We start from the raw sequence: 24,601 nt of genomic DNA on the forward strand, positions 1-24,601 counted from the left end.
TAAAAAAGGTAGTTATTTTTGTGAATGAAAAAAAAGTAGTACAAATGGGTGGTAGTATAGAAAAATCACTAAAAGGTGAATATACCATCGATGTTTCTTCAGTCTTAAAAGAAGCTTGGCAGTTAACACTTCAATCTCGTATTGCTATTAATTTAGGTTTGTTTTTCACCCTTGTGTTAGGTGTTATTGTGTCACTTTTGATCAGTAATGCGATGGGAGGAATTGAGCAGGTTATTCAAGATCCACAGTCGACCACATTATTAAATATCGTGGTCACTATGATCATCTATCCTTTTTTAGTGGGGGTAGAAATGATGGGGGTTTTCCATGCCGTTGGCTTAAAGACCAACAGTAAATTGATCTTTGCTTTTTTAAAAAGAGGAAGTTGGGTTGCTGTTTGTGCGTTGCTAACGTCAGTATTAGTAACGTTAGGAATGAGTTTATTTTACTTACCCGGTATTTATTTAGCCGTTGCTTTATCACTCACCTTACCTTTAGTCGTAGAGAAGAAACTATCTCCAATAAAGGCGATCATTTTGAGTTTACAAGTTACCCGTTTTCAATGGTTTAAGTTACTCGCCATTTATACCTCTTTGTTTTTAGCTTTATTTTTATCAATATTACCGCTAGTGATTATTGCTAACACTCAATTTTCAGTGATTGGTGTTATGTTTTTCTTAATTGCATTAACTTTTTTAGCACCACTATTTTATAATGTTAAAGGTATTTTATACCGTGAGATTTTTGGAATGCAGCTGCAAGCAGTTGATGTACCGGCGAGCCAAACAAGTGACACATTTTCAGCTTAACTCTCTACAGACATAAATATGATTGTCAGTAAAAAGGACACTATGAAAATTCAAACTATTTTAAAAACTTTGTTAATCAGTGCATTAGTTATTGGACTTGTTGCTCCTTTTACATTTCTCAAACCGACACTTGCCCCTCCACCGTTGATTGTTAATAAAGTTGTACCCGTGGTTATGGCCAAAGAAAAAATAGTTGAGCAACCCCTTCATGACGTTAACCTACCTAACTTTGCTTCTATTCGTGATGTAAAAGCTAAAAAGCGTCAATTTTTTCAATATATTTACCCCGCAATTGTAAAAGAGAATAGAAATTTACTTGCCTTAAGGCTTGAAGTTTTGACTATGATTGAAGTGCTTTTTCTAGAAGAAAACCTTATAGAAGAGCAACAAGCGTTACTTAACCGGTTAATAAAAAAGTATAAAGTTAGTGAGAAAAATTCACCATTACAACAGCTTAATGAATTACGGTTACGTATTGATGTGGTGCCTATTGAATTAGCGTTAGTACAAGCCGCTAATGAATCTGCTTGGGGAACATCTCGATTTGCTCGGATCGGTTTGAATTTTTTCGGCATGTGGTGCTATCAGAAAGGTTGTGGCATGGTGCCAAGTGGCAGAGACAACGGCGCTAAACATGAAGTAGCCGCATTTAATAGTGTCGAACATGGTGTGCAACGTTACTTACATAATATTAATACCCACCATGCTTATGGTGTTTTTCGCACAATCCGCGGACAATTGCGTGCACAAAAGCAGCCGTTGTCTCCGCAAATATTAGCGACTGGTTTAATGCGTTATTCAATTCGTGGTACTGACTACGTGTTAGAAATTACTGAAATGATCCGTCATAATAAAACCTATTTTGACAACATACGGGCAAAGCTAAAAACTATTTAGTAGCTTTCAGTGATAAACTCGCTAGTAAAATTATTAATGTTAGCATTTTTATAAATGAAGCTTAACTAATAAGCTAACAACGCTTTGATTATCTAATCCGTTAATGCCATATTTATTATGCCAGTAGGAATATTCGATACCCAGCTCCATAACTTTTCTCTTGGAGAAGTTATGGCTTAAATCCCATTTCAACTGCGGGTTAAAGTGAAAATCTGCACTATGGTCATCAACCGCTGACGACCAATCAACAAAACCATCCAACATAAAATTTTGTTCACCAACACTAAACGGATAACCCCAAGAGAGCGTGAGTTGAATATCATTATCAGTCTTATCATTGCTAGCATGGTATAAGTTTGTATTTACAAAGGCAAAGCCACTTATATCCCAAGCAGCACCTAGGCCAAGTAAGTAATTATTGAAAACAAAACCCACTCCATTATCATTACTGGTGTTATGCTCCCAAGTACTTGCTACATATAAATCTTTAATAGCTGCGAAGGTTACTTCTTTATTGGTTAAATAACTCATACTTAATCGCGGTGACAATTCGCCATAGGTTGAGTTGAATTTACCATTTTTTGCATCACTGCTCGCTGTAGTTCTATCAACAAAGAAGAAGGTATCACCCCAGTTATGACCTGATACATGCTCAAAAGTCATGACATTAACATTATCATTACCAAGGAGTTCAAAATCACTGGTATTCTTCAAATAGCTCATGCTGTTGTCACTCCATAACGTTTGGGCTGAAGATGAAAATGCTAGTAACGACAAGATATTCATAATGGCCAAATTTTTTAAATATGTCTGTAACAAATTATTCATAATAATTGACCTTATGATTATGCAAATAAAATAAAATAAAATAAAATAAATTTAATTAAAAATAAACTCACCAGTATGATTAAACTCATATTAAGTTTCTGAAAATGCCCGCTAAATAAGCGTACAGCAACATAACTTATAAAACCAAAAGCAATACCATTAGCTATAGAGAAGTTTAAAGGCATGGTAATACATATAACTGCAACAGGAACCGCTTGTGATAAATCATCCCAATCAACATTAACAAGTCCTGCGAGCATTAACACCGCAACGCAAAATAATGGGTCAGCAGTTGCATAAGCCGGTACCATCGCAGCAAGGGGAGAAAACAAAAGTGACAATAAAAATAAAACCCCTACTGTTACGGCTGTTAGCCCGGTTCTCCCAACGGCACTAACACCCGCGGTACTTTCTACATAACTTGTTGTGGTTGAAGAGCCAAGTACTGCACCTGCAATTGTTGCTGTTGAGTCCGCTAACAGTGCTTTGCCCAAACGAGGTAAACTACCATTTTCATCGAGAAGGTTGCCACGTTGAGCCACAGCAATTAAGGTACCTGAGGTATCGAATAAATCTACAAAAAAAAGTAAATATAACACCCATCATACTCACTTCTAATGCGCCAATAATATCAAGCTGCAGAAAAGTGAGCAGTACAGAGGGGGGCATAGATATAATACCTTGGTAGCTTACATCACCAATGAGTATGCCCAATGCCGTTATAACGAGTATCGATATCATGACAGCACCATTGATACCTCGATTGACCAAACCAACAATAAGAAATAATCCAATGGCGGCGAACACCGCTTGAAAAGACGTTATATCGCCTAATGTTAATAGTGTCGTGGGGCTGTCCACCACAATACCTGCATTCTTTAAGGCAATAAAAGCAAGAAATAATCCGATACCAGCAGCAATGCCAAAACGTAATGAATGTGGAATTGAGTTGATGATCCATGCGCGAACATTAAACAGGCTAAGTAATACAAAAAAACAACCAGAGATGAATACACCAGCTAAAGCGATTTGCCAGCTATAGCCCATTCCTAACACTACGGTGTAGGTGAAAAAGGCATTCAATCCCATACCAGGTGCCAATGCGATAGGGTAATTAGCTAACAATCCCATCACAAAACAGCCAATAGCAGCGGCAAGACATGTTGCAACAAATATTGCCCCGTGGTCCATCCCTGTATTTGCCAACATCGCAGGGTTAACAAAAATAATGTAAGCCATGGTTAAAAAAGTCGTCAAACCCGCAATGATTTCTTGTTTTACATTTGTGCCGTGTTCCGTTAATTTGAAAAGCTTTTCAAGCATGTTTTTAACCAGGTATTATTATTATTTTATTTCGATAATATTCAATGCGTTATTAAATGATAGATTGTTTTTTGAATTATGTTCAATACTAATGTTATCGTCTAATACAGGAGCAACGATAAGTTCATCATCAAAAGCGATATCACCGCCATTGATAACCCCTGATTGAGCATTGATCGATTTAAAGTCAAATAATTCGCTATCGCATAAATGTGAGGGCACAACGTTACGAATTGCTGTAAACATTGATTCAATTCGTCCTGGGTGATTTACGTTCCAGTCTTGTAGCATCTTCTTGATATTTTGACGCTGTAAATTAGGTTGAGATCCACATAAGTTACAAGGAATAATAGGGAAGGCTTTGAGTTGAGCGTATTGTATTAACTCGGCTTCTTTACAAAAAGCTAGTGGGCGAATCACAACATGTTCGCCATTGTCTGAGACCAATTTTGCTGGCATCGATTTTAATTTTCCGCCATAGAACATATTCAGCATTAACGTTTCAACCATATCATCACGATGGTGGCCTAATGCAATCTTAGTGGCGCCTATTTCTGCCGCGACCTTGTATAGAATGGCTCTGCGTAAACGAGAACATAAACTACAAGTGGTTTTACCTTCAGGGATTTTGTCTTTAACAATTGAATAGGTATCTTCTTGCGCTATTTTATATTCAACACCTAACGATTCTAGGTATGCGGGCAAAATATGCTCAGGAAAACCAGGTTGTTTTTGATCAAGGTTAACTGCCACGATATCAAAATGAATGGGTGCAGATTCTTTTAACAACATTAAAATAGCGAGTAGGGCATAACTATCTTTGCCCCCAGAGACACAAACCATTATTTTATCGCCATCTTCTATCATATTATATTGTGCGATAGCTTGACCAACATGGCGTCTTAAGCGTTTTTCAAGTTTATTCAGCTGTATTTTTTGGCTGGCTGTTAAAGATGCTATTGGTGTCGCTGATTGAGCGCTCATAGTGTTTCCTAGTGCTATTTATAATGAAAAAATATCGATTTTTACGGCGCGTAGTATAGCAAAAAGCCAAGAAAACTCTTGGCTTTTTAATTTATATTCAAAGATCTAAACCTAATGCTAATAGACCTTATGCCAGAGGCGAAATGTAGCCATCGGGTTTAATGGCTAATACATCACAGTTTAAGCGGTCAATTACATGCTCTGCGGTATTGCCGATCAATGCAGCTGAAATTCCTGTACGGCCAATGGTACCTAAAACAACTAATTCTGCATCGATCTCGTTAGAGATACTTTGAATAACATCTTCAGGTAAGCCCTCTTTCACGTAAGTATTTTCAATGGGGATGTTGTAATTATTTGCATGACTTTCCATTGCACTTTTATGATGGTTAAACATGGTCTCGTTATATTCGCAGGCATTAAACTCTGGGATTTCAATGGCAATATTTACGGGCGTACCCGGGTAAGAATTAACTAAGTGGATATTAGCTTTAATGAGCGATGAGAGAGCCATCGATTCTTGAGTTAATTTTTTGTTAAGTGCTTTGTGCTCTTCATCGTCGCTGCCCATGTTAAGTGCGGTAAGCAAATTACCATCACTTGGCCAGCTATGATCTTTAACAAGTAATACTGGACAAGGGCATTTTCTGAGAATATGCCAGTCTGTTGGTGTAAAAATAACAGATTTTAGCTTATCGTGTTGATGTGTGCCTTTGATGACAATATTAAAATTTTCAGCAAGCACTTTTTTGATTATTTTCTCAAATGGACGGTTATGCCAAATAATACAAATGTCTATGTTAATATTTTCGTGATTAATTTTAGAAATTTTTTCTGCTAACCATTGCTGATGACCATTAATAACAGACTGGCGCATTGCTTCACGTTCTTCGCCAGAAAGCATCGTCGTCATTTCATAAGATAAATCATAAATGGTTAAAAATGCGGTGATTTCTCCACCACTATAGCGAGCTAATTCAATAGCACGCTTTAATGCTTTTTGATTTTCAGTGGTTGGGTCAATAACGGCTAATATTTTTTTATACTTTTCCATACATTTACTCCGTAACGCATTAAATACTAATAACATTAACAATAGACTATATTTGGTACATGTTATTTGCTTTACATCATAATATTTCAATAAAAAAATGCTCAACATAATCAGTGTTAAGCATTTTTTATAAATTTATATAGAAACTAAAGTGAAGCACACTCGTTAAGTTTATCCATATCTAAAATAGTAATAAGCTTACCTTCGACACCAATTAATTCATTTTTTTGGAAACGATTTAATAATCGGCTAATGGTTTCTACCGTTAGGCCAATATAATTACCAATATCGCTTCTCGTCATAGTTAAGCGGAAGTCCGTTGCTGACATCCCTCGCGCATGATAACGACTCGCCAGTGTTGAGATAAATGTCGCCAAGCGTTGTTCAGCATTTTTACGATTAAGTAAGGTTAACATTTCCTGATCTGAGCGTATTTCCGAACTCATCATGCGCAGAATTTGTTTTTTTAACTTTGGCATAGTATTCGATAATGCATCAAGTGTGTTGTAGGGTATTTCACAAACCATTGATGTTTCTAGCGCTTTTGCAAAGCTAGGGTGTTCTGATTCAGCAATAGCATCGAAACCTAATAAATCGCCGGCTAAATGAAAACCGGTAATTTGTTCTTCGCCTTGTTCATTTACCGTGAATGTTTTAAATGTCCCAGAGCGAATAGCGTATAAAGCTTGCATTTTATCGCCATCTTGAAAGATTTGTTCACCTTTATGAATAGGGCGTTTACGGTCTATAATACTGTCTAGCGTATCAAGTTCTTTCTCATTTAAAGAAAACGGTAAACATAGCTCACTGATACTACAATTTTGACAATGAATGTGCTGAGATGTAGAACATGGCTTTTTATACATATTAACCTAAATGATTTATTTATCTTTAATAATTTCGATCATATTAAAACAACTGTTGATATGCAATCATTAAACTGTATATTCCATACATAATTATCATAAAGGCCATTATTTTTTTAAATTTCATGTTAGTTAACAAAGACTTTATTCCAAAAGAACCTAATGAAATACTCAACAACGCCGGTAAGGTACCTAAACCAAAACATGTCATTATCAAGGCGCCAGTTAGGGTACTACCGCTCGCTAAAGACCAAGTTAGGGTTGAATAAACTAAACCACAAGGTAACCATCCCCAAATAGCGCCTAATGCTAAAGCTTGTTTAGTATTTTTTACAGGGATAAACCTCTTACTTAATGGTGATAAAAAGCGCCAGAAGACTTTACCTATTTTTTCAACTTTCGATAGCCACATTAGCCATTGACCCAAGTATAAGCCCAGTAATATTAAAAATACTGCCGCGAACAGTCGAAGAAAACCTAAGGGTACACCAATATTTTTTGCAGCAATCGAACTACTAAATCCAACAATACCACCAATTAAGGTATAAGAAAAAATACGGCCAAAATTATAAGCACTGACCAGTTTAAATTGATCACTTACCTTATGTTGAGGCGATATAGCTGATGTTAGCATAGTGGTTATGCCACCACACATACCAATGCAATGGCCCGAACCTAATAAGCCAATGATAAAAGCAGATAAATAATCAATACTTAGCATATTAGTTACTTAATACCCGTATCATTGTCTTTTTTTTCTATACCGTTAGCTTCAGGCGAATTCTCAGCGCTTTTATCGTTGTTATCATCAAATAAAATACTCATGCCTTGTTTTTCTAAATCATCAAATTGTTCAGTTTTTACTGCCCAAAAAAATAGATATATGGCTAAGGCCGTTAGTATTATCGCAATAGGGATTAAAATATAAATAATGCTCATTGTCTTTATTCTCTATTTTTGTGTCACGATTATTTTTTGAGTAAACGTAATGAATTGGTGATGACTAATATTGAACTCGCCGACATGCCTATTACAGCCATGTATGGAGTAATGAAACCTGCTACGGCAAGTGGTAATACGATAGCATTATAACCAAATGCCCATAAATAGTTTTGCCAAATGATACGGCGGGTTTTACTGGCGACACGTGTCAGCGTTGTTACTGACTTTAAACGATTATTCAATAAAATAACGTCTGCGCCACTTTTAGCTATATCAGTACCACTACCCATCGCAATAGAAATATGAGCTGCACCAAACACCGGGGTATCATTTACGCCGTCTCCCACCATCGCAATGGTTGAACCATTGGGTTGTTGCTTAATAATCGCCATTTTATCTGTCGCCGACAAAGTACAGTGTACTTCATCTAAATGAAGTAATGCTTGAACTTTGTTACATCCCACGGCGTGATCACCTGATAGCATAATGGTATGTATATTTTTCTTCTTCAAATTACCTAAGAGATTTTTAGCATCTTCACGGATCTCATCGGTTAAATAAAATGCAGCTATTAATTCATTATCTTCTAATAATAAACATGAAGCGGTTTCAAATTCAGTTGATTTGTTTGTGTCACTTAGCAGCCATTGTGGTTTACCGATCCGATAGTATTTATCATTTACCTTACCCTGAATGCCAAAACCAGATTTAATTTCTACCTGTTCAGTGGTGTATGAATAATCACGGAATAATTTAAACGGTTTGGCTAAGGGGTGTTCTGAATAAGACTCAAGTGCGGCTGCTATAGATAAAACCTGCTGTTCACTATATTTATAATGCTCATTATCAAAAAGTTGAGTTTGATTAATAGAAAAATCACCCGAGGTTAAGGTACCGGTTTTATCAAAGGCAATGGTGGTTATCTTGGGTAATGTCTCCATGACATGTGCTGATTTTATCATGATGCCTTCACGGTTTAAGCGTGTGGTCGCACATGTTAACGCAGTGGGTGTGGCAAGAGACAAAGCGCAGGGACAGGTAGCAACAAGAACAGACAAGGTGATCCAAAAGGCTTCCTCAGGTAAATGTTGATGCCAGTATAGAGCGGTACCTATGGCGGTCAGTAAAATAACGGCAACAAAATATTGTGCTATTTTATCTGATAATTTCGCTAATTTAGGCTTATGTGCTTGAGATGATTCACTTAATCGTATGAGTTGGCTTAAAAAAGAATGCTCACTAGGGTGTTTTACTTCAACGTTAATATTACCGTCACCATTTATAGTACCGGCAAAGACTATATCGCCCACGGCTTTATTTAAGGGTAATTGCTCGCCTGATAACATGGCTTCATTAAGCTGGCTACTACCAGAGATAATGGTGCCGTCGGCAGGGACAACTTCCCCAGGTTTTATCAAAACAATATCAAGAGGGCAAAGCTTTTTGGCAGGAACCAGTATTTCTTTTTTGATACCGTCTTCATTAATGAGCTTTGTTGCCGTCATTGGCATTAGCTTAAGCAAGTTAGCTGAAACTTCGGCTGCACGACTTCGTGCTCTAAATTCTAAAAATTTACCAATAAGCAATAAAAAGGTGAACATTGACACAGATTCAAAATAGACTTCACCTTGCTGAGTGATGGTCGCCCATGCACTGGCTGAAAATGCGAGAGAAATAGCGATAGCGACTGGTACATCCATCGATAAGCGCTTTATCTTTAACGCATTAATCGCGCCTTTGTAAAAGGGTAACGCGCCATAAGTAACAATAGGAATGGTTAAAAATAAGCTTGCATAACGTAAGTATATTAAGTTGTACTCATCCATGCCTGAAAAAGCGCCAAAGTATAATCCAAAGGCAATCATCATCACCTGCATCATCAAAATGCCAGAAATACCTAAACGCTTGATGTAATTATTACTTTGAGTTTTGTTCAGTTGTTCTGCGGTACTTGCTTTGAATGGGAGTGCTTGGTAACCAATTTTGGCAATACGGTTAATCAACTCACTCAATTGAACGTTATTATTATCCCAACGAATTGTCGCGCGCTGTGTTGTGGCATTAACATTTATGTTGATTAATCCCTTAACCTTGATAAGTTGCATTTCTATAAGCCAAGCGCAAGCTGCGCAGCTTATGCCATCAACGGTAAGAATAGCCTCGTTATAGTCATCGGTTTTATAAGTAAATTCACTTTGTAAGTCGTCATCATCAAGTAGCTTATTACGTTGTAACTGCTCAGGTATCAGTGGTTCACCTTTTTGTGCGGGTGCTGTTCTAAAGCGATAATACTCACCTAAACCGTTATCAACAATTGCTTGTGCAACACACTGACAACCAATACAGCACATTGGCTGTTGGGTATGCTCTATTTTCAATGATAAATTTAGGCCATTGGGGACAATTTCACCGCAGTGATAACAAAGTGTTTTCATATATTCATAGCCAAAGAAATAAGGAGTATTATATACCTGTTTACTATTTTTATAGCTTAGGTGAGGTTGCCCTGCACCTAAATTAGAAGAAGCTATACGATATTAGTTTGCTTCTCTGATATTAGGAATAATATCGATAAACTCGCTTTGGGGTAAGGTAATCGTGTTTTGAATTTTCCAGTGATTTTCAAAAGGAGTCATAGTTAAGCGCCACTTTCCCTTTACTGTTTCATCAAATACATGCCTAAAATAGCCATTACCGTCAGGCGTGAGTGCTAAATAGAAATCTCTATCAGCAAGAGTGGGGTGATAAAAATTAAGATTTAACACCGGGAATACTTTATCAATACCGGTAGGTTTGATAATTAATTCGTTATCTTGCAGTTTTAATGCAAAGCGCATCCCTAATTTTTGGGCAAGCTTTACTTTAGAGACTTCTAGGTTAATTGCTTTACCTTTTTTATAGTAATCACCCACGACTAATGGATCGGGATTATGGTTAGCAATAAAGTAAGTCGAAATACCAGCAACAACCGCAGTAGCAGGGAGAATAAAAACGAACCAAGCCCAAGGCTCTTTATACCAAGATGTTTTCATGTAAAAATTTCAGTTGATAAAAGTGATTGTATTATACGACTTTTTTCTATTGGGAACTATTAAAAAACGATCAATTTACTAACTATTCTTGGCTTGGAAAATATAAAAAAGCCTTGCGGTAATAATACGGCAAGGCCTTTACATTGAGACTAATTAAGCGCAGTTATTTTTGTGATAAACTGTACACATAGGCACTAACAAGATGTATTTTTTGTTCACCTAAAATATCTTTCCATGCGGGCATTACACCAGCTCGACCATTTTTAATAGATGACTCAACGGCTCGTTGAGAACCACCATATAGCCAAATGTTGTCGGTTAAGTTTGGCGCACCCAATGGAATACCCATCGCTAAACTGCCTTTACCGTCAGCACCATGACAAGATGCACATAATGCAAATTTTTCTTTACCTGCCGCTGCACTTGCAACGTCAACTTCACGACCACTCAAACTCAATACATAAGCGGTAACCTCTTTTACGCCTTGGTCACCGCCTAATGCTGCGCCCCAAGCGATCATGCCATTAGCATTACGACCGTATAAGAGAGAATGTTTAATTGATTGAGGATCACCACCGTATAACCAGTCTTTATCTGTTAGGTTAGGAAAGCCGGTTGTACCACTTGCATTTGACCCGTGACATTGAGAACAGTTTTGTAAATATAGGCGTTGACCCACTTTTAACGCTTCTTTATCAGTGGCAAGATCTTCAATAGTACGTGCGGCATAGCCATCAAAAATTGGACCGTACTTTATGTCAGCGGCTTCAATTTCTCGATCGTATTGTACTAAATAGCCATTTTCTTTTGCAGCGATTACTTGTGCCTTTGACTCAGCGAGACTCAAAATCCCTTGGTTAGAACTTTTCCAACCAATAAAGCCTGTCCAATTACCTAAACCATAGAGCGCTAGGTAACCAAAAGCCCAGATAATGGTTAACAAGAAGAATGTACTCCACCATTGTGGTAATGGATTGTTTAATTCTTCGATACCATCAAAAGTGTGTCCCATTGACTCACCTTCAGGAACACCTGCAAAGTTCTTTAAACAATAGCGTAGAAGTGTAAAACAACCCACTAACGTACCTAGGGTGAGAACCCAAACCCATATATTCCAGAAGCTAGACATTTTTATTACTCTCCTGTTTGCTATTTACGTCACTAAGTTCAGTCTTTTCTTTATCTTCTTCAAAGATAGAGTTTGCTGCTTCATCAAAAGCGTTTTTACGCTTTTTAGAATAAGACCAAACCACAATAATAATAAATAGTGCCAATATTAATAAAGCTATTAACCCTCTGAGGGTGCCATAATCTATCATCATTATTTCAACGCATGACCGAGAGATTGCAAATAAGCAATAAGAGCTTCCATTTCCGTTTTATCTTTAACAGCCGCTTTAGCACCAGCTAAATCATCTGCAGAATATAACGGTATACGATTACCTTGTTCATCTTTATGGCTGCGATTGCGCGTTAAGAAATTAAATGTTGTTAATTTCTTTTCGGTTAATTCACCATCTAACTTGTTTTCAGCTAACCATTTAAATGAAGGCATGTTTGATTCTGGAACTACTGACCGAGGGTCAAGTAGATGAGCTCTATGCCAATCATCACTATAACGACCACCAACACGGGCTAAATCAGGACCAGTACGTTTAGAACCCCATAAAAAAGGGTGTTCCCAAACGCCTTCACCAGCAACAGAGTAATGACCGTAACGCTCTGTTTCAGCACGAAAGGGGCGGATCATTTGACTGTGACAAACGTTACAACCTTCACGGATATAAATATCACGACCTTCCATCTCTAATGCGGTATAAGGTCTAAGATTATCAACAGGCGTAGTGGTTGCTTTTTGAAAAAATAACGGGGTTATTTCTACTAAACCACCGATACTTATCGCGAGAACAGTGAAAATCGCAAACAAACCAACACTTTTTTCAAATTTTTCATGTTTATTTTTCATAGTCGGCCTCCTAACCTATTGCTACAGGCTTAAGACTGTCGTCTTTAGCATAGATAGTTTTGAACATGTTGTAAGCCATCAATAAGAAACCAGCGACAACTAACACTCCACCAACGAAACGAATAAAGTAGAATGGATATGAAGCCGTTAAACTTTCAACGAAACTGTAAGTTAACGTACCGTCTGTATTAACAGCTCTCCACATTAACCCCTGCATAACACCTGATATCCACATAGCAACTATGTATAAAACGATACCCGTTGTGTGTAACCAAAAATGCACATTGATTAATTTAATACTGTACATACGACCTTGATTAAAGAGTACTGGTATTAAGTGATACATAGCGCCAATTGAAACCATTGCTACCCAACCTAAAGCACCAGAATGAACATGACCGATAGTCCAATCTGTATAATGAGATAACGCATTTACAGATTTAATCGCCATCATTGGTCCCTCAAAGGTAGACATACCGTAAAAAGACAATGAAACAATCAGAAAACGTAAAATGGGGTCATGACGAAGTTTATGCCATGCACCTGAAAGCGTCATTATACCGTTTATCATACCACCCCAAGAAGGAAGGAATAATACAATAGACATTACCATACCTACAGATTGAGCCCAATCAGGAAGTGCCGTATAATGAAGGTGATGAGGGCCTGCCCATATGTATAATGAGACTAATGCCCAAAAATGAACAATAGATAAACGATAAGAGTAAACTGGGCGTTCAGCTTGTTTTGGTACGAAATAATACATTATACCTAAGAAACCTGCAGTCAATAGGAAACCAACGGCATTGTGTCCGTACCACCACTGCATCATTGCATCAATCGCACCCGAGTATATTGAGTAAGACTTCATCATAGAAACAGGAATTACCATTGAATTACCAATGTGTAATACGGCAACAGTAAGAATAAAGCCACCGAAGAACCAATTAGCGACATAAATATGAGACGTTTTACGTTTGACAAGCGTACCAAAGAAAACAATGGCATAACTAATCCATACAACAGCAATTAAAATATCAATGGGCCATTCTAATTCAGCATATTCTTTACTTGAGGTATAACCCATAGGAAGGGTTATTGCAGCAAGTACAATAACTAATTGCCATCCCCAGAAGGTAAATGAAGCAAGTTTGCCGCCAAATAGTGTTGTTTTACAGGTTCTTTGAACAACATAATAAGAAGTAGCAAATAGGGCACTTGTACCGAATGCAAAGATAACAGCATTAGTATGTAGTGGACGAAGACGGGAATAGGTTAACCAAGGTGTTTCAAAATTTAAAGCAGGCCAAATTAACTGAGCCGCAATTAAAACACCAACAAGCGTACCGAAGATTCCCCATATTACTGTCATTACAGTAAATTGACGTACAACATCAAAATTGTAGTCTACTGATGACGCATTACTTTGTGACATGTTATGGTTTCCGCAGTTATATTTATAAACGTAAATCGATTTTTTCTACTTAAGAAAACTAAGTACTAGTGACAGTTATCATTGAAAATAAAAATTTCACCTAACGATAAAAAATCTCCGGTATATAGTAATAATTTTGTAGTGAAAAGTCATTAAAATATGCAGTGAATGTTGTTGTAGATCAATAATATTTCAAGGCTTTGTATAAATAATACACATAAAGTATTAAAGAGAGTATTTCCCATTAAAATATCAATATATAAAAGACTATTTATCGTTTCTTTTTTCTTCAGTAGCGCTGGCTGCGAACCTAATCATGTCATTGAAAAACCAAAGCAACCATTTCAATGTATTACTTCACAAAGTACTTGTGAAGTTGATACCACATTTGGCACGCTTTTAGTTACGTTTAACGTCGACAAAGTCCTGACAGAATTACCCTTTAGTATACGAGTGGAATTTAAAAAAGATCATCTATTTAACGATAATATCCGCTCTGAAAACTCATATAGTGTTGTTGGCTATATGGAAGGAAAAACCATGTTTATGGGCAAGATACCCCTGTTTTTTAACAAAGAAGTTAAAAAAAACAGCGCTTATTTTCTTGCACAAACAATGTTGGGCAGTTGCTCTGAGGATAAGATGATATGGCGGTTATGGTTAACAATAGAAAATAAAGTCGCCAGTAAAAGCAAGGTACCAACAACTTTCTTTATTGATTTTCATTCTACTCGTTTTTAGTACCTGATTAGCCTAATAAAAGCCAAAGTGCGACAATCATCATTAAACAAGCTGATATTTTATTAAGGTGTGATATTTTATTGTTTTTTGTTAAATATCGCGCCAGTGTTTTGCCGCCTGTCGCATATAATGTCATGCAAATAAACTCTGACATAAGAATTATCGCCACAAGAACAATAAGTTGTGGCACTAATGATTGTTGGCTATTTATGAAGGGTGGTAACAAAGATACCATAAAAGCCCAGCCTTTAGGGTTAGATATTGCTGTAATGAAGCCTTGTTGCAATAATCTTTGCTTGCTTACTCTTGCATTTTCTCCTTTTATGTCAATAGCGAGTTTACCTTTGGCTTGCCACATATTAATAGCTATATACGTTAAGTAACCCGCTCCAAAAATTTTTAAAAGAGTAAAAATCTCAGGGTAGCTGAACATTATTTTCGCTACACCTAAAGCTGCGGCAATAGCTACAAGAGCAACACCAAGTAATTCACCCCACATCATCCAAAGCGTTTTTTTATAACCCACAGAAATGCCTAGAGTCATTGCTAGTGTCATGCACATACCCGGTGATATAGAAATAAGAAAAATAGTCGGAATAAAAAGGGCAAGTAACGTAAAATCTATCAAAACAGGGTCTCAATAATTGTGCAGAGATAAAGTGGCAGGCATTCTAACGTAATTATAGCATTTTTCCTTGAATTTATTGCCGCAATAACTTCAGATTTTGAAGGATGTTCCACTAAGGAAATTGTGTGGTGTTATCACCATAAATATATAAGCTGCAACCTTGCCGAGTAGCAGATATTTTTTCCAAGTATTGTTTTCTTCAACTGAATAAACATGACGCTTGTTTGCACAACGAACGGCTAACTTGTGTAAAAAACCTTTTATATTTAGTAAACTTTATTATCCATTCATTTTAACGACATAAAACAGGCAATCACTTAAAGCGATAGTTCTATTATGTGTTGCCATAAAAATACGTAAATCAACTCCACATCTGAAAATATTTTTTTTACAGCAAAAATAATCATTTATAACGTTATTGCCATGCTCATTAATGAGTTCAAAATTATTAAGTCCTTTGTCATCAACCCAGCCTAGCATTTGATCTTTTCGAGAAATACCATAATTTAGCTGTTCAATATTTGATTTTATACAAACCCCAGTAAACCCTTCATCATGATCGTCATAAGATAAGCCTGTGTTTGGTTGTAACACCAAACGTAAGGGTTTATAAATAATATCAACCGATCTGTTTTGTTGAAAATTTTTCGACTCTTCGTTTAGGGTTAATTGCTTTAAACCTTCGTAAGCCACATGATGAGACTGCTCGTCGCTACTACCACCACATTTAACCGTTATCATCGGACAATCGAACTTTTGCTCCATTAACGTGCCCAACTGCAAACCCGATAAAATGATCGTTTGGCAAAAATAAGAGGTTATTGATAATGTTTCAGGAGTGATTATTGGTGCTACCGCAAAAGCCGGACCAGACCCCGCACAGTTATGTAAATCGACTACAATTTCAGGTGTCACCTCTTTAATGGCTTGCTCAATAAGTAAAGCGCGACGACAAAAGCCACAATTTCCAGTGGCATCATCAGAAAAACAGCGATTAATATCTTTCCCTCCATCAAGATAGCGTCGACTAAATATTGGCGACATAGTCGCGGCTTCAACCGAACAAATAATAAATCTAACATGGGTGGTAGAAACAGGTAGTTTGTCGTTAGCGGTTAACCAACGGTGCATAGCAATTAATCCCGAAGGCTCATCACCATGAAGCAATGTCGTAAAAACACGACATTTATCCTCATTATCACCAGTAATATCAATTACTGTAGGTCCTGTTAGTGTCATTAAGAACTGAATATAATCAGCTTTTAGTACAAGAGGACCTGGATTTTTCAAATAAGTGATTTCGTCAAAGTCTATGTCCATTAGAATGCCTAATATGCTCTGTATTAAAGTGAGAATAATGAACAGCTACCTTACTTCTACAGTAAAGTATCTGCCGCAAATAGTACGATACAATGAGCATGCCACAACTTGTAGTCAGTCTTTGTTGATTAAGGTCAATAATAATGAAGTAAAGATGAATTAGTTTTACCCCTCGAGATAAATTAATCACTAATAGGGTACTTAGACTTGTTGGAAGCTTATTTTTCTACTAACTTTATCTTATGGCTTCATTTGAATATTTGGCTATGGCATCGTTTGATTTACCGAGTAAATCGGGTTTTGATATGACTAAGTTTGTCGCTATTATGAGTTACTTTACTGTGATTGGTTGGTGTATTGCCATCCTACTTCATAGTTATAATCGTTCAAGTTTTTCTACCTTTCATTTAAAGCAATCTTTAGGGCTTATCTTAACTTTTACCTTGTTATCTTTTATACCACTTATTGGCTGGGCAATCGGTATTGTTGTCTTTTTATTCTGGCTAGTGGCTATCTACTATGCTGCAGTGGGAAAAGCATATTTAGTGCCTTTTTTAGGCCAATATTTTCAGACGCATTTAGATTTTATTCAATAAAAAAAGATGTTTTTAGAAAAATAACTCAGTGATTTTGATAGCTTTATCTGTATTGTTATGCTTAAATTTAGCCAGAAAATATTGTCTCTAAGGTCTTCATATTGTTCTATCTTTATCCGGCTAATAAAATGGAAAATTTATTAGCCCTTCTTGATAAAATCCAACAGGTTTCACCACTCCCTATCTTCAGCCAAGAAATGATTGTTGTGCAAAATGCCGGTATGCAGCATTGGCTTAACATGTCGTTAGCTCAGCAACGCGGTATTAGTATGAATATTGGTTACGCGTTACCTTCGCAGTTTTTGTGGAAGCTTGTTAGAAGTATGGCTAGCGACGATAACGTGCCAGAGCAGTCACCGTTTTCTCGTGAAGTACTTTCATGGCGAATAGATGCCCTTATTGGCAGTAAAATTGTTATCGACGACCCCGATTTTTCCAGTGCAACACAATACTGGCTAGGGACATCTACCGACACCGAAGACGCTGATATAAGCGATAATATTAATGAGTCTCCAGTCACAAAAGAGCAAGATTACTCAACCGTATTTAGTGATAAACAAACATTAAAACGTTATCAGTTGGCGTGCCAATTAGCCGATTTATATGAGCAATATTTAATTTTTAGACCGCAATGGATCAATGATTGGCACCAAGGTAAAGCCAGTAAAAGTTTCGCTCACCAAAAACAAGCGGTAGAAGTAGAGAAATGGCAGGCAAAATTATGGCAATTGTTAACCGAAGAACAAAGCTATGATCCACTCGAGCTCGTTAATAAAGCCATTGAAAATATAGCCACGAAAAAGCATTTATTACCACCTCGCTTATCCTTTTTTGGGATTAATGCCATGGCACCGATGTGGTTGTCTTTCATCGAAGCGGTAAGCGAACATCTTGATGTGCATTTTTTCCATCTCAACCCTTGTTTTGATTATTGGGGGGATATTCAATCAGAAAAGCAAGCGATTAACCTATTAACAAAATGGGTTAAGGGCCACGACGATATTACCGTGAATGTGGGTAATCCGCTGTTGGCTAATTTGGGTCAACAAGGGCGTGAATTCATGGCCTTGCTTAACGACTATTCAACCGTAAATATTGAGGTTTTTGATACCATTGTTAAGGGTGATGAAGCAGAAAGTTTATCGGTATTACACCAAGTTCAACAAGATATTCTGACCTTAACCGATCCAAGAGATGCGCCTAAAAATCAGCAAGATAACTCGATTGTCTTTTCCAGTGCTCATAGCGCATTACGCGAAGTACAAGGCTTACACGATTGGCTGCTCCACCAATTTAATGACGATAAAAGCTTAACACCCAAAGATGTCTTAGTTATGTGTCCACAAGTTGAGCAATATGCCCCATATGTCAGTGCTGTTTTCGCACGGGGTTGGCAAGACCTAGCAGACAAGATACCGCCATTACCTTGTTCTATTGCCGACAGAGTTAGTAAAGACTCAGAACCTATTGTGGCCGCTTTTACGCAATTACTGAGTTTGCCTGATAGTCGTTTTCAAGTGTCGCAAATTATCGGCATGTTACGTTTACCCGCAATACAAAATAAGTTTTCGCTGAGCCTTGAAGAGCTTGATAAAATTTCTGCTTGGCTCGAACAAGCTTGCGTGCACTGGGGTGTTGACCAACAGCATAAACAACAGATTTTGCACAGCAAAGAAGTGAATAATGCCTTTACTTGGCAACAAGGTTTATCACGGTTAATGCGCGGCTTTGCTTTTGCTGATAGCCCAATGTTTGTTGACGAACAACTGTATTTGCCTAATGTTGAAGGAAACGACGCTATTTTATTGGGTAAATTAATGCTGATCATCGAGCAACTACAGCATTTTTCCCAGCACCTTGCTCAAGAAAAGTCGGCAAGCAAGTGGCAACAATTTTTATTATCCCTGTTAAATAGCCTGTTCGAGGTTACCGATGAAAACGCTTTTAACGTTATAGATCAAGCCATAGGTGCGTTGGTTGAATATTGCCAACACGCTGATTACCAGCAAAAAATCAGCTTAGGTGTCGTACGAGACTTTCTTACTAATCATTTTAGTCAGCCAGATCCCGGTCGTCAGTTTATGGTTGGGCAAATTACTTTTTGCTCCATGTTACCGATGCGCAGTATTCCTTTTAAAGTCATTGCCATTTTAGGTTTGAACGACGGCGAATTTCCGCGACAGCGTCAACCGTTAGGTTTTGACCTTATGGCCAGTAGCAAAAGTGAATTGGGTGATAGATCGCGCCGTGGCGACGACAGATACTTATTTTTAGAAGCGATAATATCAGCACGCCAGTCATTATACTTAAGCTATCAAGGGCGTAACATTCGTAATAATAATGAAAAACAGCCGTCAATAGTTCTCAAAGAATTAATGGAATACCTTGAAGCGAGTTATGGTTGGCAGCTGCATAATAGCGACAGCGTCATTGAAAAAAACGATAGTGATGATCGATCTTCAGATATTAAACAATTACCCATGCAAGCTTTCAGCGAGCACAACTATTTGGGGCAATTGAAAAGCTTCGACCCTCATTGGCTGAAACTTAAATCAGCTAAAAAATCAGCACAAACCGATACCTTACTTTTACCGGTTGAGATAACACCAGATAACGAAACTAAAGTTGTTGATATAAATGAACTGATCCGTTTTTTTCAGCACCCCGCAAAGGCCTTTGCTCAACGGCATTTACAGTTGTTTTTTGAACCTCGAGAGACGCAGCTTGATGATACTGAGCCATTTAGTGAAAACTTCTTGCAGAGTTACTTATTACGTCAGCAGCTTTTAGCGCTTTATTTAGTGGGTAGCAACGAGCAAGAGATAACTTCTGCGGTGAGTGCTGCAGGGGTAAGTGGCGTTTTTCCAGATTTACCCAGCACAAATGACAGTTTAGAGCGCTGGCGTGATGACAGTGAGAATTTTAGTGAATTTATTCGCACGGAAAGTCAGCTAACGACAGCTAACGCGCCAATTACTTTTATTAATGCCGAGCTCGACTTGGTTCTTGCCAATAATAGCCACTTTGTTCTTGATGCCAATTTTCCTGTCCAAGAAGATAGTTTGATGTTCTATCGAAGCTCTTCCGCAAAAGGTAAAGACTTATTTGGTCTTTATTTGCATCAACTCATTCTTCAATGTTGGCAAGACCATGCAGCGACATTGAATACCGCTAATCTTACACAAGAGCAAAGCATGCTCGCGCAGGTAAAAATAACCAAAGGTTTTTACTTTGATACAAAAAGTCAAAAACCAACCCAATACCGCTTTAGCCAAGTAGACAATGCTCAGGCGCATTTAGCTTTTATTGTTGAAACTTATCTCAAAGGGCAGCAGCAAGCTTTACTGCTTAACACCGAATTAGTCGAAAAGTTCTTTAAAGCGAAAGCCTTTCAACAAAGCCACTTTGAAAAAATATGGTCAGACAATAGCAGCATGCTCAGCGTGATCAAACCCTTAGGACAAGACCCTTACATGCATTACTTCTGGCAACAATGTCCTGAGTTTTCTGAGCATCAGCCAACGTTTACGGCACTTTATCAACCGATGTGGCAAGCTCAGGAGCAAATAAAATGAAGATGAATAATCTCATTGCTCACGAAATCCCTCTGGTAGGAAAACATCTCATTGAAGCGAGTGCGGGCACCGGTAAAACCTTTAATATCACCCGTTTATATTTACGATTATTACTCGAAAAGCAATTACCTGTTGAACAAATATTGGTCATGACCTTCACAAAAGATGCGACTGAAGAATTACGTGGGCGTATTGACAACTTTATTCGACAGGCATTAAGCGAGTGGGATGCACTCATTGTTGAAGATGAGTTCTTTAAGTCGATCAGTACACATATTGATGAAAAATCGGCAAAAATACGCTTACGCCAAGCACTGTTATATCTTGATGAAGCCGCTATATTCACTATTCATGGGTTTTGTAAGCGCGTATTAAGCCAGCACGCTTTTGCCAGCGGTGTCGCTTTTAATGCACAAATGGAAACCAGTTGCCAAGACTTAGTGTTACAAGCTTGCCAAGATTGGTATCGAGTGTTAGCCAAAGATAGCCCCGAGCAGTTTACGCAAGTGATGCAGTTCTGGCAAAATCCGCTCAGTTTTCTCAGTCAATTTTCAAAAGCTATTAGCAAACAAAATACGCTTGATGTTGTTAACGTTGATGAGATAGAGCAACAATTTACCGAATTAACTCAGCAAGCGCTTGATAACTTAGAAAGTAACGTACCGCTACTGACTCAGTATCTTATCGATGTTAAAAAAGGCGCAGAAAGGGAGAAACGCCAGCAAGAACTTGATGCGTTAGTACAATGGTTACATCGCTTGGTTGATGATATTAGCGTGGGTAATGAAAAAATGCCTGACGCTTTTATTGACGGTAAACGTTACGCTCGCTCGGCGGGTAAAGTTGAACTGTTAGCGGTATTTGAACCAGTAAAAACCGTTAAAGCTGAATTAAAATCGTTAGCTAAGAAAATTGAAAAAGCGAAAGCACTCGTAATTGTCCGCCAAGGTATTTATCAAATACGTATCCGTATTGAAGAACAAAAAAATAATGCCAATATATTAAGTTTTGACGATCTTATTTCGACACTTGCCCATTGTTTACAAGCAAAGAATAGCAACGCGCAAATACTGGCGCAAACGTTATTTGAACAATATCCCGTGGCATTAGTCGACGAATTTCAAGATACCGATCCCTTACAATTTTCGATACTTGAAGCTATTTATTATCATCAAAATCAAGCTGCTTTGTATATGATTGGAGATCCTAAACAAGCGATTTATGGATTTCGTGGTGGTGATGTTTTTGCTTATTTATCAGCGCGTAAAGATTGTGATTATCAATGGCTAATGGATACTAACTGGCGTTCTACGCCTGCTATGATCACCGGTTATAACCGTTTGTTTTATGGTGAAGCCATTAAAGAAACCGTAGACGTTATAGAGGGAAATAGTCATGTTTTTGGTTACGACATTCCTTATATTCCCGTGAAGGCTTCGCCACCAGCGCTTAAAAAATATCACGCTAGTGCAGACAACGCCTTACAGTTTATTCACTTTGTTGATGAAGAAGCAAAGAAATCGGTCGCGCAAAGTTTTCGCCCGGTTATGGCCACGTGGTGTGCTAACGAAATTATTCGTTTACTGAGTACCTCTGCCACAGAAAGTTGTGAGCAATTAACCTCGAAAGATATTGCTATTCTCGTGCGTGATGGCGCTGAGGCCAGAGATATTAAGCAAGCCTTAGAAAATGCCAACTTAGCGTCAGTCTTTATGAGTAATCGCGCTAACTTGATGAAAAGCGAACAAACACATCAATTAATACAGTTACTTAAAGGCATCTTGTTTGTTGAGAACGAACGTTATTTCAGTGCCGCAATTGCTTGTGATTTACTCAATTATCATCCTAAAGCATACCGTGAATTACAAGCGGATGAACTCGCTTGGCAAGCCTTGAAATTTGACTTTGAACAACTGCGCAATGAATGGCTGTATAAAGGTTTTATTTCGATGGCATTAAAATTAATGCATGACCATTTCTGTATATCAGATGAAAACCAAGATCGTATTTTGACCAATTTATTGCATTTATTTGAAATACTGCAAACGGCCAGTCAACGACACCGCCAACCGCAAGAATTATTGTATTGGCTTGAACAACAAAGCCGCGTCGACGATCCTGAAATTGAAGCTGAATTACGTTTAGAAAGTGACGACAATTTAATACGTATTATTACTCAGCATGGTTCAAAAGGTTTAGAGTATCCCGTAGTGTTTGTGCCGTTTGCAACAAGACATAAAGATCCACTTAAGTTTGGTGTAAGCGCTGTTACTTTTATTGAATACCATGACGACAATCTAGAGTTAAAATTAAGCTTAGACGGCTCAGAACATGCTAAGGCGTCAATGGCTAATGAAGCATACGCAGAAGCTATTCGTTTATTGTATGTTGCGGTAACCCGTGCAGAAAGGCGCTGTTATATATTAACGGCAAGCTTTGATAAAGCACAACATTCTCCTCTTGGCAGTGCCTTAAAATGGCAAGCAGAACAAGATATCGAAGAAAACTTATTACGGTTGGCAAATGATGAACCCAACAGCATAAGTTTAGTGCGACTTTCTAGCGTTGAAAATGCGAGCGAACTTATTGCACAAGAAGCCCCGCTATCTGAAATTAGCCATATTAGCGGTGAAGTTGCGCATTTTAACGGCAAAATAGAACGTGATTGGTGGCTAAGTTCATTTTCAGCATTAAGCCGAAATTTACGCCACGGCGGAGTATCTTCACCTGATCGTGACAATTCACTGGAGAAAGTGGCAAGTGGTGAACTGCAGTCAAGTGCGCCTCAAGCCAGTCGTTTATTGCGCTTTAATTTAGCAAAGGGCGCTCATACCGGCAATTTATTACATGATATTTTAGAGCACACAAATTTTAATGCGCCTGACTGGCAAGAGGCTATGCATTGGCCGTTACAAAAGTATGGTGAATTAACGCCGGGTTACCAGGCAGAAGATCTGCAACTTTGGCTTGAACAAATGATCAACGCACCACTAAACTGTGATCGAGCGGATGATGTCGAAGCTCATACTGAGTCTTCGAGTGATCGTTTTCCTATAGGGGGCGCAGAGGTTTTTAGTTTAGGTGATTTACAACAACAACAAACGCTACGAGAAAGTGAATTTTATTACCCAATGTGTTCAGCGAGTACTGAAAAATTAACCCATATATTGTCTAAACATCGCAATATGCACAGTAAATCATCTCAGCAATCAACGGTACGTTTGCCGGCATATCAACAGCTAAAAGGTATGATGCATGGCTTTATTGATTTGATTTTTGAGCACAACAATAAATATTATATCTGTGATTATAAGTCAAGCCACTTAGGTCATGACTTTAGTGACTACAGTCAACAAGCCATGAAAGACAATATTGAAAAAAATCACTATGACTTACAGTACCTTATTTATGCTTTAGCCCTACATCGTTATTTAAGTTATAGCCTCGAAAATTATGACGTAAACACACATTTTGGCGGTGCTTACTATCTGTATTTACGTGGAATGACAGATGAAGAGCAACATAAAAATTGTGGTGTGTATTATCGAAATATTGGCGTTGAAGAACTTGAAGCACTAGACCAATTGTTTCTAGGAGAAACATAA

General features: G+C 37.8%; 20 protein-coding genes and 1 pseudogene. 6 read left to right on the top strand and 15 right to left on the bottom strand.

Features of this window, described 5'->3' with window-relative positions; all coding sequences use genetic code 11:
* The first annotated feature begins 20 nt into the window (after positions 1 to 20).
* A complete protein-coding gene (locus tag H4J52_RS07005) occupies positions 21 to 809 on the top strand; it encodes a hypothetical protein (RefSeq protein ID WP_182181200.1) in 789 nt (262 codons plus the stop codon).
* A 42-nt stretch (positions 810 to 851) separates the two neighbouring features.
* Complete coding sequence (locus H4J52_RS07010; RefSeq protein WP_182181199.1) at positions 852 to 1,706, top strand: glucosaminidase domain-containing protein; 855 nt, start codon at positions 852 to 854, stop codon at positions 1,704 to 1,706.
* 48 nt (positions 1,707 to 1,754) lie between these two features.
* Here H4J52_RS07010 and H4J52_RS07015 read toward each other — a convergent pair whose 3' ends face one another.
* From H4J52_RS07015 to ccoN, 13 genes and pseudogenes are all read right to left on the bottom strand, one after another.
* Positions 1,755 to 2,534, bottom strand: coding sequence for an outer membrane protein OmpK (locus H4J52_RS07015; RefSeq protein WP_182181452.1), 780 nt, complete (start codon positions 2,532 to 2,534; stop codon positions 1,755 to 1,757).
* A gap of 17 nt (positions 2,535 to 2,551) precedes the next feature.
* Positions 2,552 to 3,857 (bottom strand): annotated as a pseudogene (locus H4J52_RS07020) (NCS2 family permease).
* A gap of 21 nt (positions 3,858 to 3,878) precedes the next feature.
* Entirely contained in the window at positions 3,879 to 4,841 is a 963-nt protein-coding gene (ttcA, locus tag H4J52_RS07025; protein WP_182181198.1) for a tRNA 2-thiocytidine(32) synthetase TtcA, read from the bottom strand.
* Between the two features lie 127 nt (positions 4,842 to 4,968).
* Positions 4,969 to 5,895 (bottom strand): universal stress protein UspE, encoded by a 927-nt coding sequence (uspE, locus tag H4J52_RS07030; RefSeq protein ID WP_182181197.1) that lies wholly within the window; start codon positions 5,893 to 5,895, stop codon positions 4,969 to 4,971.
* A 146-nt stretch (positions 5,896 to 6,041) separates the two neighbouring features.
* Entirely contained in the window at positions 6,042 to 6,761 is a 720-nt protein-coding gene (gene fnr, locus H4J52_RS07035; protein ID WP_182181196.1) for a fumarate/nitrate reduction transcriptional regulator Fnr, read from the bottom strand.
* A gap of 43 nt (positions 6,762 to 6,804) precedes the next feature.
* The gene (locus tag H4J52_RS07040; protein WP_182181195.1) at positions 6,805 to 7,482 is read right to left on the bottom strand and encodes a sulfite exporter TauE/SafE family protein; all 678 of its coding nucleotides are present in this window, start codon (positions 7,480 to 7,482) and stop codon (positions 6,805 to 6,807) included.
* A gap of 5 nt (positions 7,483 to 7,487) precedes the next feature.
* Complete coding sequence (gene ccoS, locus H4J52_RS07045) at positions 7,488 to 7,700, bottom strand: cbb3-type cytochrome oxidase assembly protein CcoS (RefSeq protein WP_182181194.1); 213 nt, start codon at positions 7,698 to 7,700, stop codon at positions 7,488 to 7,490.
* A 29-nt stretch (positions 7,701 to 7,729) separates the two neighbouring features.
* The gene (locus H4J52_RS07050; protein ID WP_182224415.1) at positions 7,730 to 10,138 is read right to left on the bottom strand and encodes a heavy metal translocating P-type ATPase; all 2,409 of its coding nucleotides are present in this window, start codon (positions 10,136 to 10,138) and stop codon (positions 7,730 to 7,732) included.
* Positions 10,139 to 10,240: 102 nt separating this feature from the next.
* A complete protein-coding gene (locus H4J52_RS07055) occupies positions 10,241 to 10,735 on the bottom strand; it encodes a FixH family protein (RefSeq protein WP_182181192.1) in 495 nt (164 codons plus the stop codon).
* Between the two features lie 163 nt (positions 10,736 to 10,898).
* Positions 10,899 to 11,864, bottom strand: a complete 966-nt coding sequence (gene ccoP, locus H4J52_RS07060; protein WP_182181191.1) for a cytochrome-c oxidase, cbb3-type subunit III — start codon at positions 11,862 to 11,864, stop codon at positions 10,899 to 10,901.
* Positions 11,857 to 12,057: a CcoQ/FixQ family Cbb3-type cytochrome c oxidase assembly chaperone gene (locus H4J52_RS07065; RefSeq protein ID WP_259366705.1), complete on the bottom strand. Its 201-nt coding sequence runs from the start codon at positions 12,055 to 12,057 to the stop codon at positions 11,857 to 11,859. The genes ccoP and H4J52_RS07065 overlap by 8 nt, the downstream gene beginning before the upstream one ends.
* A complete protein-coding gene (gene ccoO / locus H4J52_RS07070; protein ID WP_182181190.1) occupies positions 12,057 to 12,701 on the bottom strand; it encodes a cytochrome-c oxidase, cbb3-type subunit II in 645 nt (214 codons plus the stop codon). Before ccoO ends, H4J52_RS07065 begins: the two co-directional genes overlap by 1 nt.
* Positions 12,702 to 12,711: 10 nt before the next feature.
* Positions 12,712 to 14,136: a cytochrome-c oxidase, cbb3-type subunit I gene (gene ccoN, locus H4J52_RS07075; RefSeq protein ID WP_182181189.1), complete on the bottom strand. Its 1,425-nt coding sequence runs from the start codon at positions 14,134 to 14,136 to the stop codon at positions 12,712 to 12,714.
* A gap of 453 nt (positions 14,137 to 14,589) precedes the next feature.
* On the opposite strand from ccoN, the gene H4J52_RS07080 reads away from it, so the two are divergent.
* Positions 14,590 to 14,877, top strand: coding sequence for a hypothetical protein (locus tag H4J52_RS07080; protein ID WP_182181188.1), 288 nt, complete (start codon positions 14,590 to 14,592; stop codon positions 14,875 to 14,877).
* Positions 14,878 to 14,884: 7 nt separating this feature from the next.
* Here H4J52_RS07080 and H4J52_RS07085 read toward each other — a convergent pair whose 3' ends face one another.
* Both H4J52_RS07085 and H4J52_RS07090 read right to left on the bottom strand, forming a co-directional pair.
* Positions 14,885 to 15,505 (bottom strand): LysE family translocator, encoded by a 621-nt coding sequence (locus H4J52_RS07085; RefSeq protein ID WP_220460090.1) that lies wholly within the window; start codon positions 15,503 to 15,505, stop codon positions 14,885 to 14,887.
* A gap of 279 nt (positions 15,506 to 15,784) precedes the next feature.
* The gene (locus tag H4J52_RS07090) at positions 15,785 to 16,825 is read right to left on the bottom strand and encodes a succinylglutamate desuccinylase/aspartoacylase family protein (protein ID WP_182223423.1); all 1,041 of its coding nucleotides are present in this window, start codon (positions 16,823 to 16,825) and stop codon (positions 15,785 to 15,787) included.
* A 242-nt stretch (positions 16,826 to 17,067) separates the two neighbouring features.
* On the opposite strand from H4J52_RS07090, the gene H4J52_RS07095 reads away from it, so the two are divergent.
* The 3 genes from H4J52_RS07095 (at position 17,068) to recB (ending at position 24,601) form a co-directional block, all read left to right on the top strand.
* Positions 17,068 to 17,421 carry a hypothetical protein gene (locus tag H4J52_RS07095; RefSeq protein WP_182181186.1) on the top strand — a complete coding sequence of 118 codons (354 nt, stop codon included), beginning with the start codon at positions 17,068 to 17,070 and terminating at the stop codon, positions 17,419 to 17,421.
* A gap of 101 nt (positions 17,422 to 17,522) precedes the next feature.
* Positions 17,523 to 20,996, top strand: a complete 3,474-nt coding sequence (gene recC / locus H4J52_RS07100) for an exodeoxyribonuclease V subunit gamma (protein WP_259367831.1) — start codon at positions 17,523 to 17,525, stop codon at positions 20,994 to 20,996.
* A complete protein-coding gene (gene recB / locus H4J52_RS07105; RefSeq protein ID WP_182224417.1) occupies positions 20,993 to 24,601 on the top strand; it encodes an exodeoxyribonuclease V subunit beta in 3,609 nt (1,202 codons plus the stop codon). The genes recC and recB overlap by 4 nt, the downstream gene beginning before the upstream one ends.

Origin of the sequence: Colwellia sp. MB02u-14, from assembly GCF_014076915.1 — a bacterium.
Classification (GTDB): Bacteria; Pseudomonadota; Gammaproteobacteria; order Enterobacterales; family Alteromonadaceae; genus Colwellia_A.

Bases quoted from the DNA above. Each gene is read 5' to 3' on its own strand.
- H4J52_RS07015 (WP_182181452.1), bottom strand. From the start codon at position 2,534: ATGAATAATTTGTTACAGACATATTTAAAAAATTTGGCCATTATGAAT.
- H4J52_RS07090 (WP_182223423.1), bottom strand. From the start codon at position 16,825: ATGGACATAGACTTTGACGAAATCACTTATTTGAAAAATCCAGGTCCT.
- ccoO (WP_182181190.1), bottom strand. From the start codon at position 12,701: ATGAAAAATAAACATGAAAAATTTGAAAAAAGTGTTGGTTTGTTTGCG.
- H4J52_RS07095 (WP_182181186.1), top strand. From the start codon at position 17,068: ATGGCTTCATTTGAATATTTGGCTATGGCATCGTTTGATTTACCGAGT.
- ttcA (WP_182181198.1), bottom strand. From the start codon at position 4,841: ATGAGCGCTCAATCAGCGACACCAATAGCATCTTTAACAGCCAGCCAA.
- H4J52_RS07050 (WP_182224415.1), bottom strand. From the start codon at position 10,138: ATGAAAACACTTTGTTATCACTGCGGTGAAATTGTCCCCAATGGCCTA.
- ccoS (WP_182181194.1), bottom strand. From the start codon at position 7,700: ATGAGCATTATTTATATTTTAATCCCTATTGCGATAATACTAACGGCC.
- H4J52_RS07065 (WP_259366705.1), bottom strand. From the start codon at position 12,057: ATGATGATAGATTATGGCACCCTCAGAGGGTTAATAGCTTTATTAATA.
- fnr (WP_182181196.1), bottom strand. From the start codon at position 6,761: ATGTATAAAAAGCCATGTTCTACATCTCAGCACATTCATTGTCAAAAT.
- ccoP (WP_182181191.1), bottom strand. From the start codon at position 11,864: ATGTCTAGCTTCTGGAATATATGGGTTTGGGTTCTCACCCTAGGTACG.
- ccoN (WP_182181189.1), bottom strand. From the start codon at position 14,136: ATGTCACAAAGTAATGCGTCATCAGTAGACTACAATTTTGATGTTGTA.
- uspE (WP_182181197.1), bottom strand. From the start codon at position 5,895: ATGGAAAAGTATAAAAAAATATTAGCCGTTATTGACCCAACCACTGAA.
- H4J52_RS07055 (WP_182181192.1), bottom strand. From the start codon at position 10,735: ATGAAAACATCTTGGTATAAAGAGCCTTGGGCTTGGTTCGTTTTTATT.
- H4J52_RS07040 (WP_182181195.1), bottom strand. From the start codon at position 7,482: ATGCTAAGTATTGATTATTTATCTGCTTTTATCATTGGCTTATTAGGT.
- recB (WP_182224417.1), top strand. From the start codon at position 20,993: ATGAAGATGAATAATCTCATTGCTCACGAAATCCCTCTGGTAGGAAAA.
- H4J52_RS07010 (WP_182181199.1), top strand. From the start codon at position 852: ATGAAAATTCAAACTATTTTAAAAACTTTGTTAATCAGTGCATTAGTT.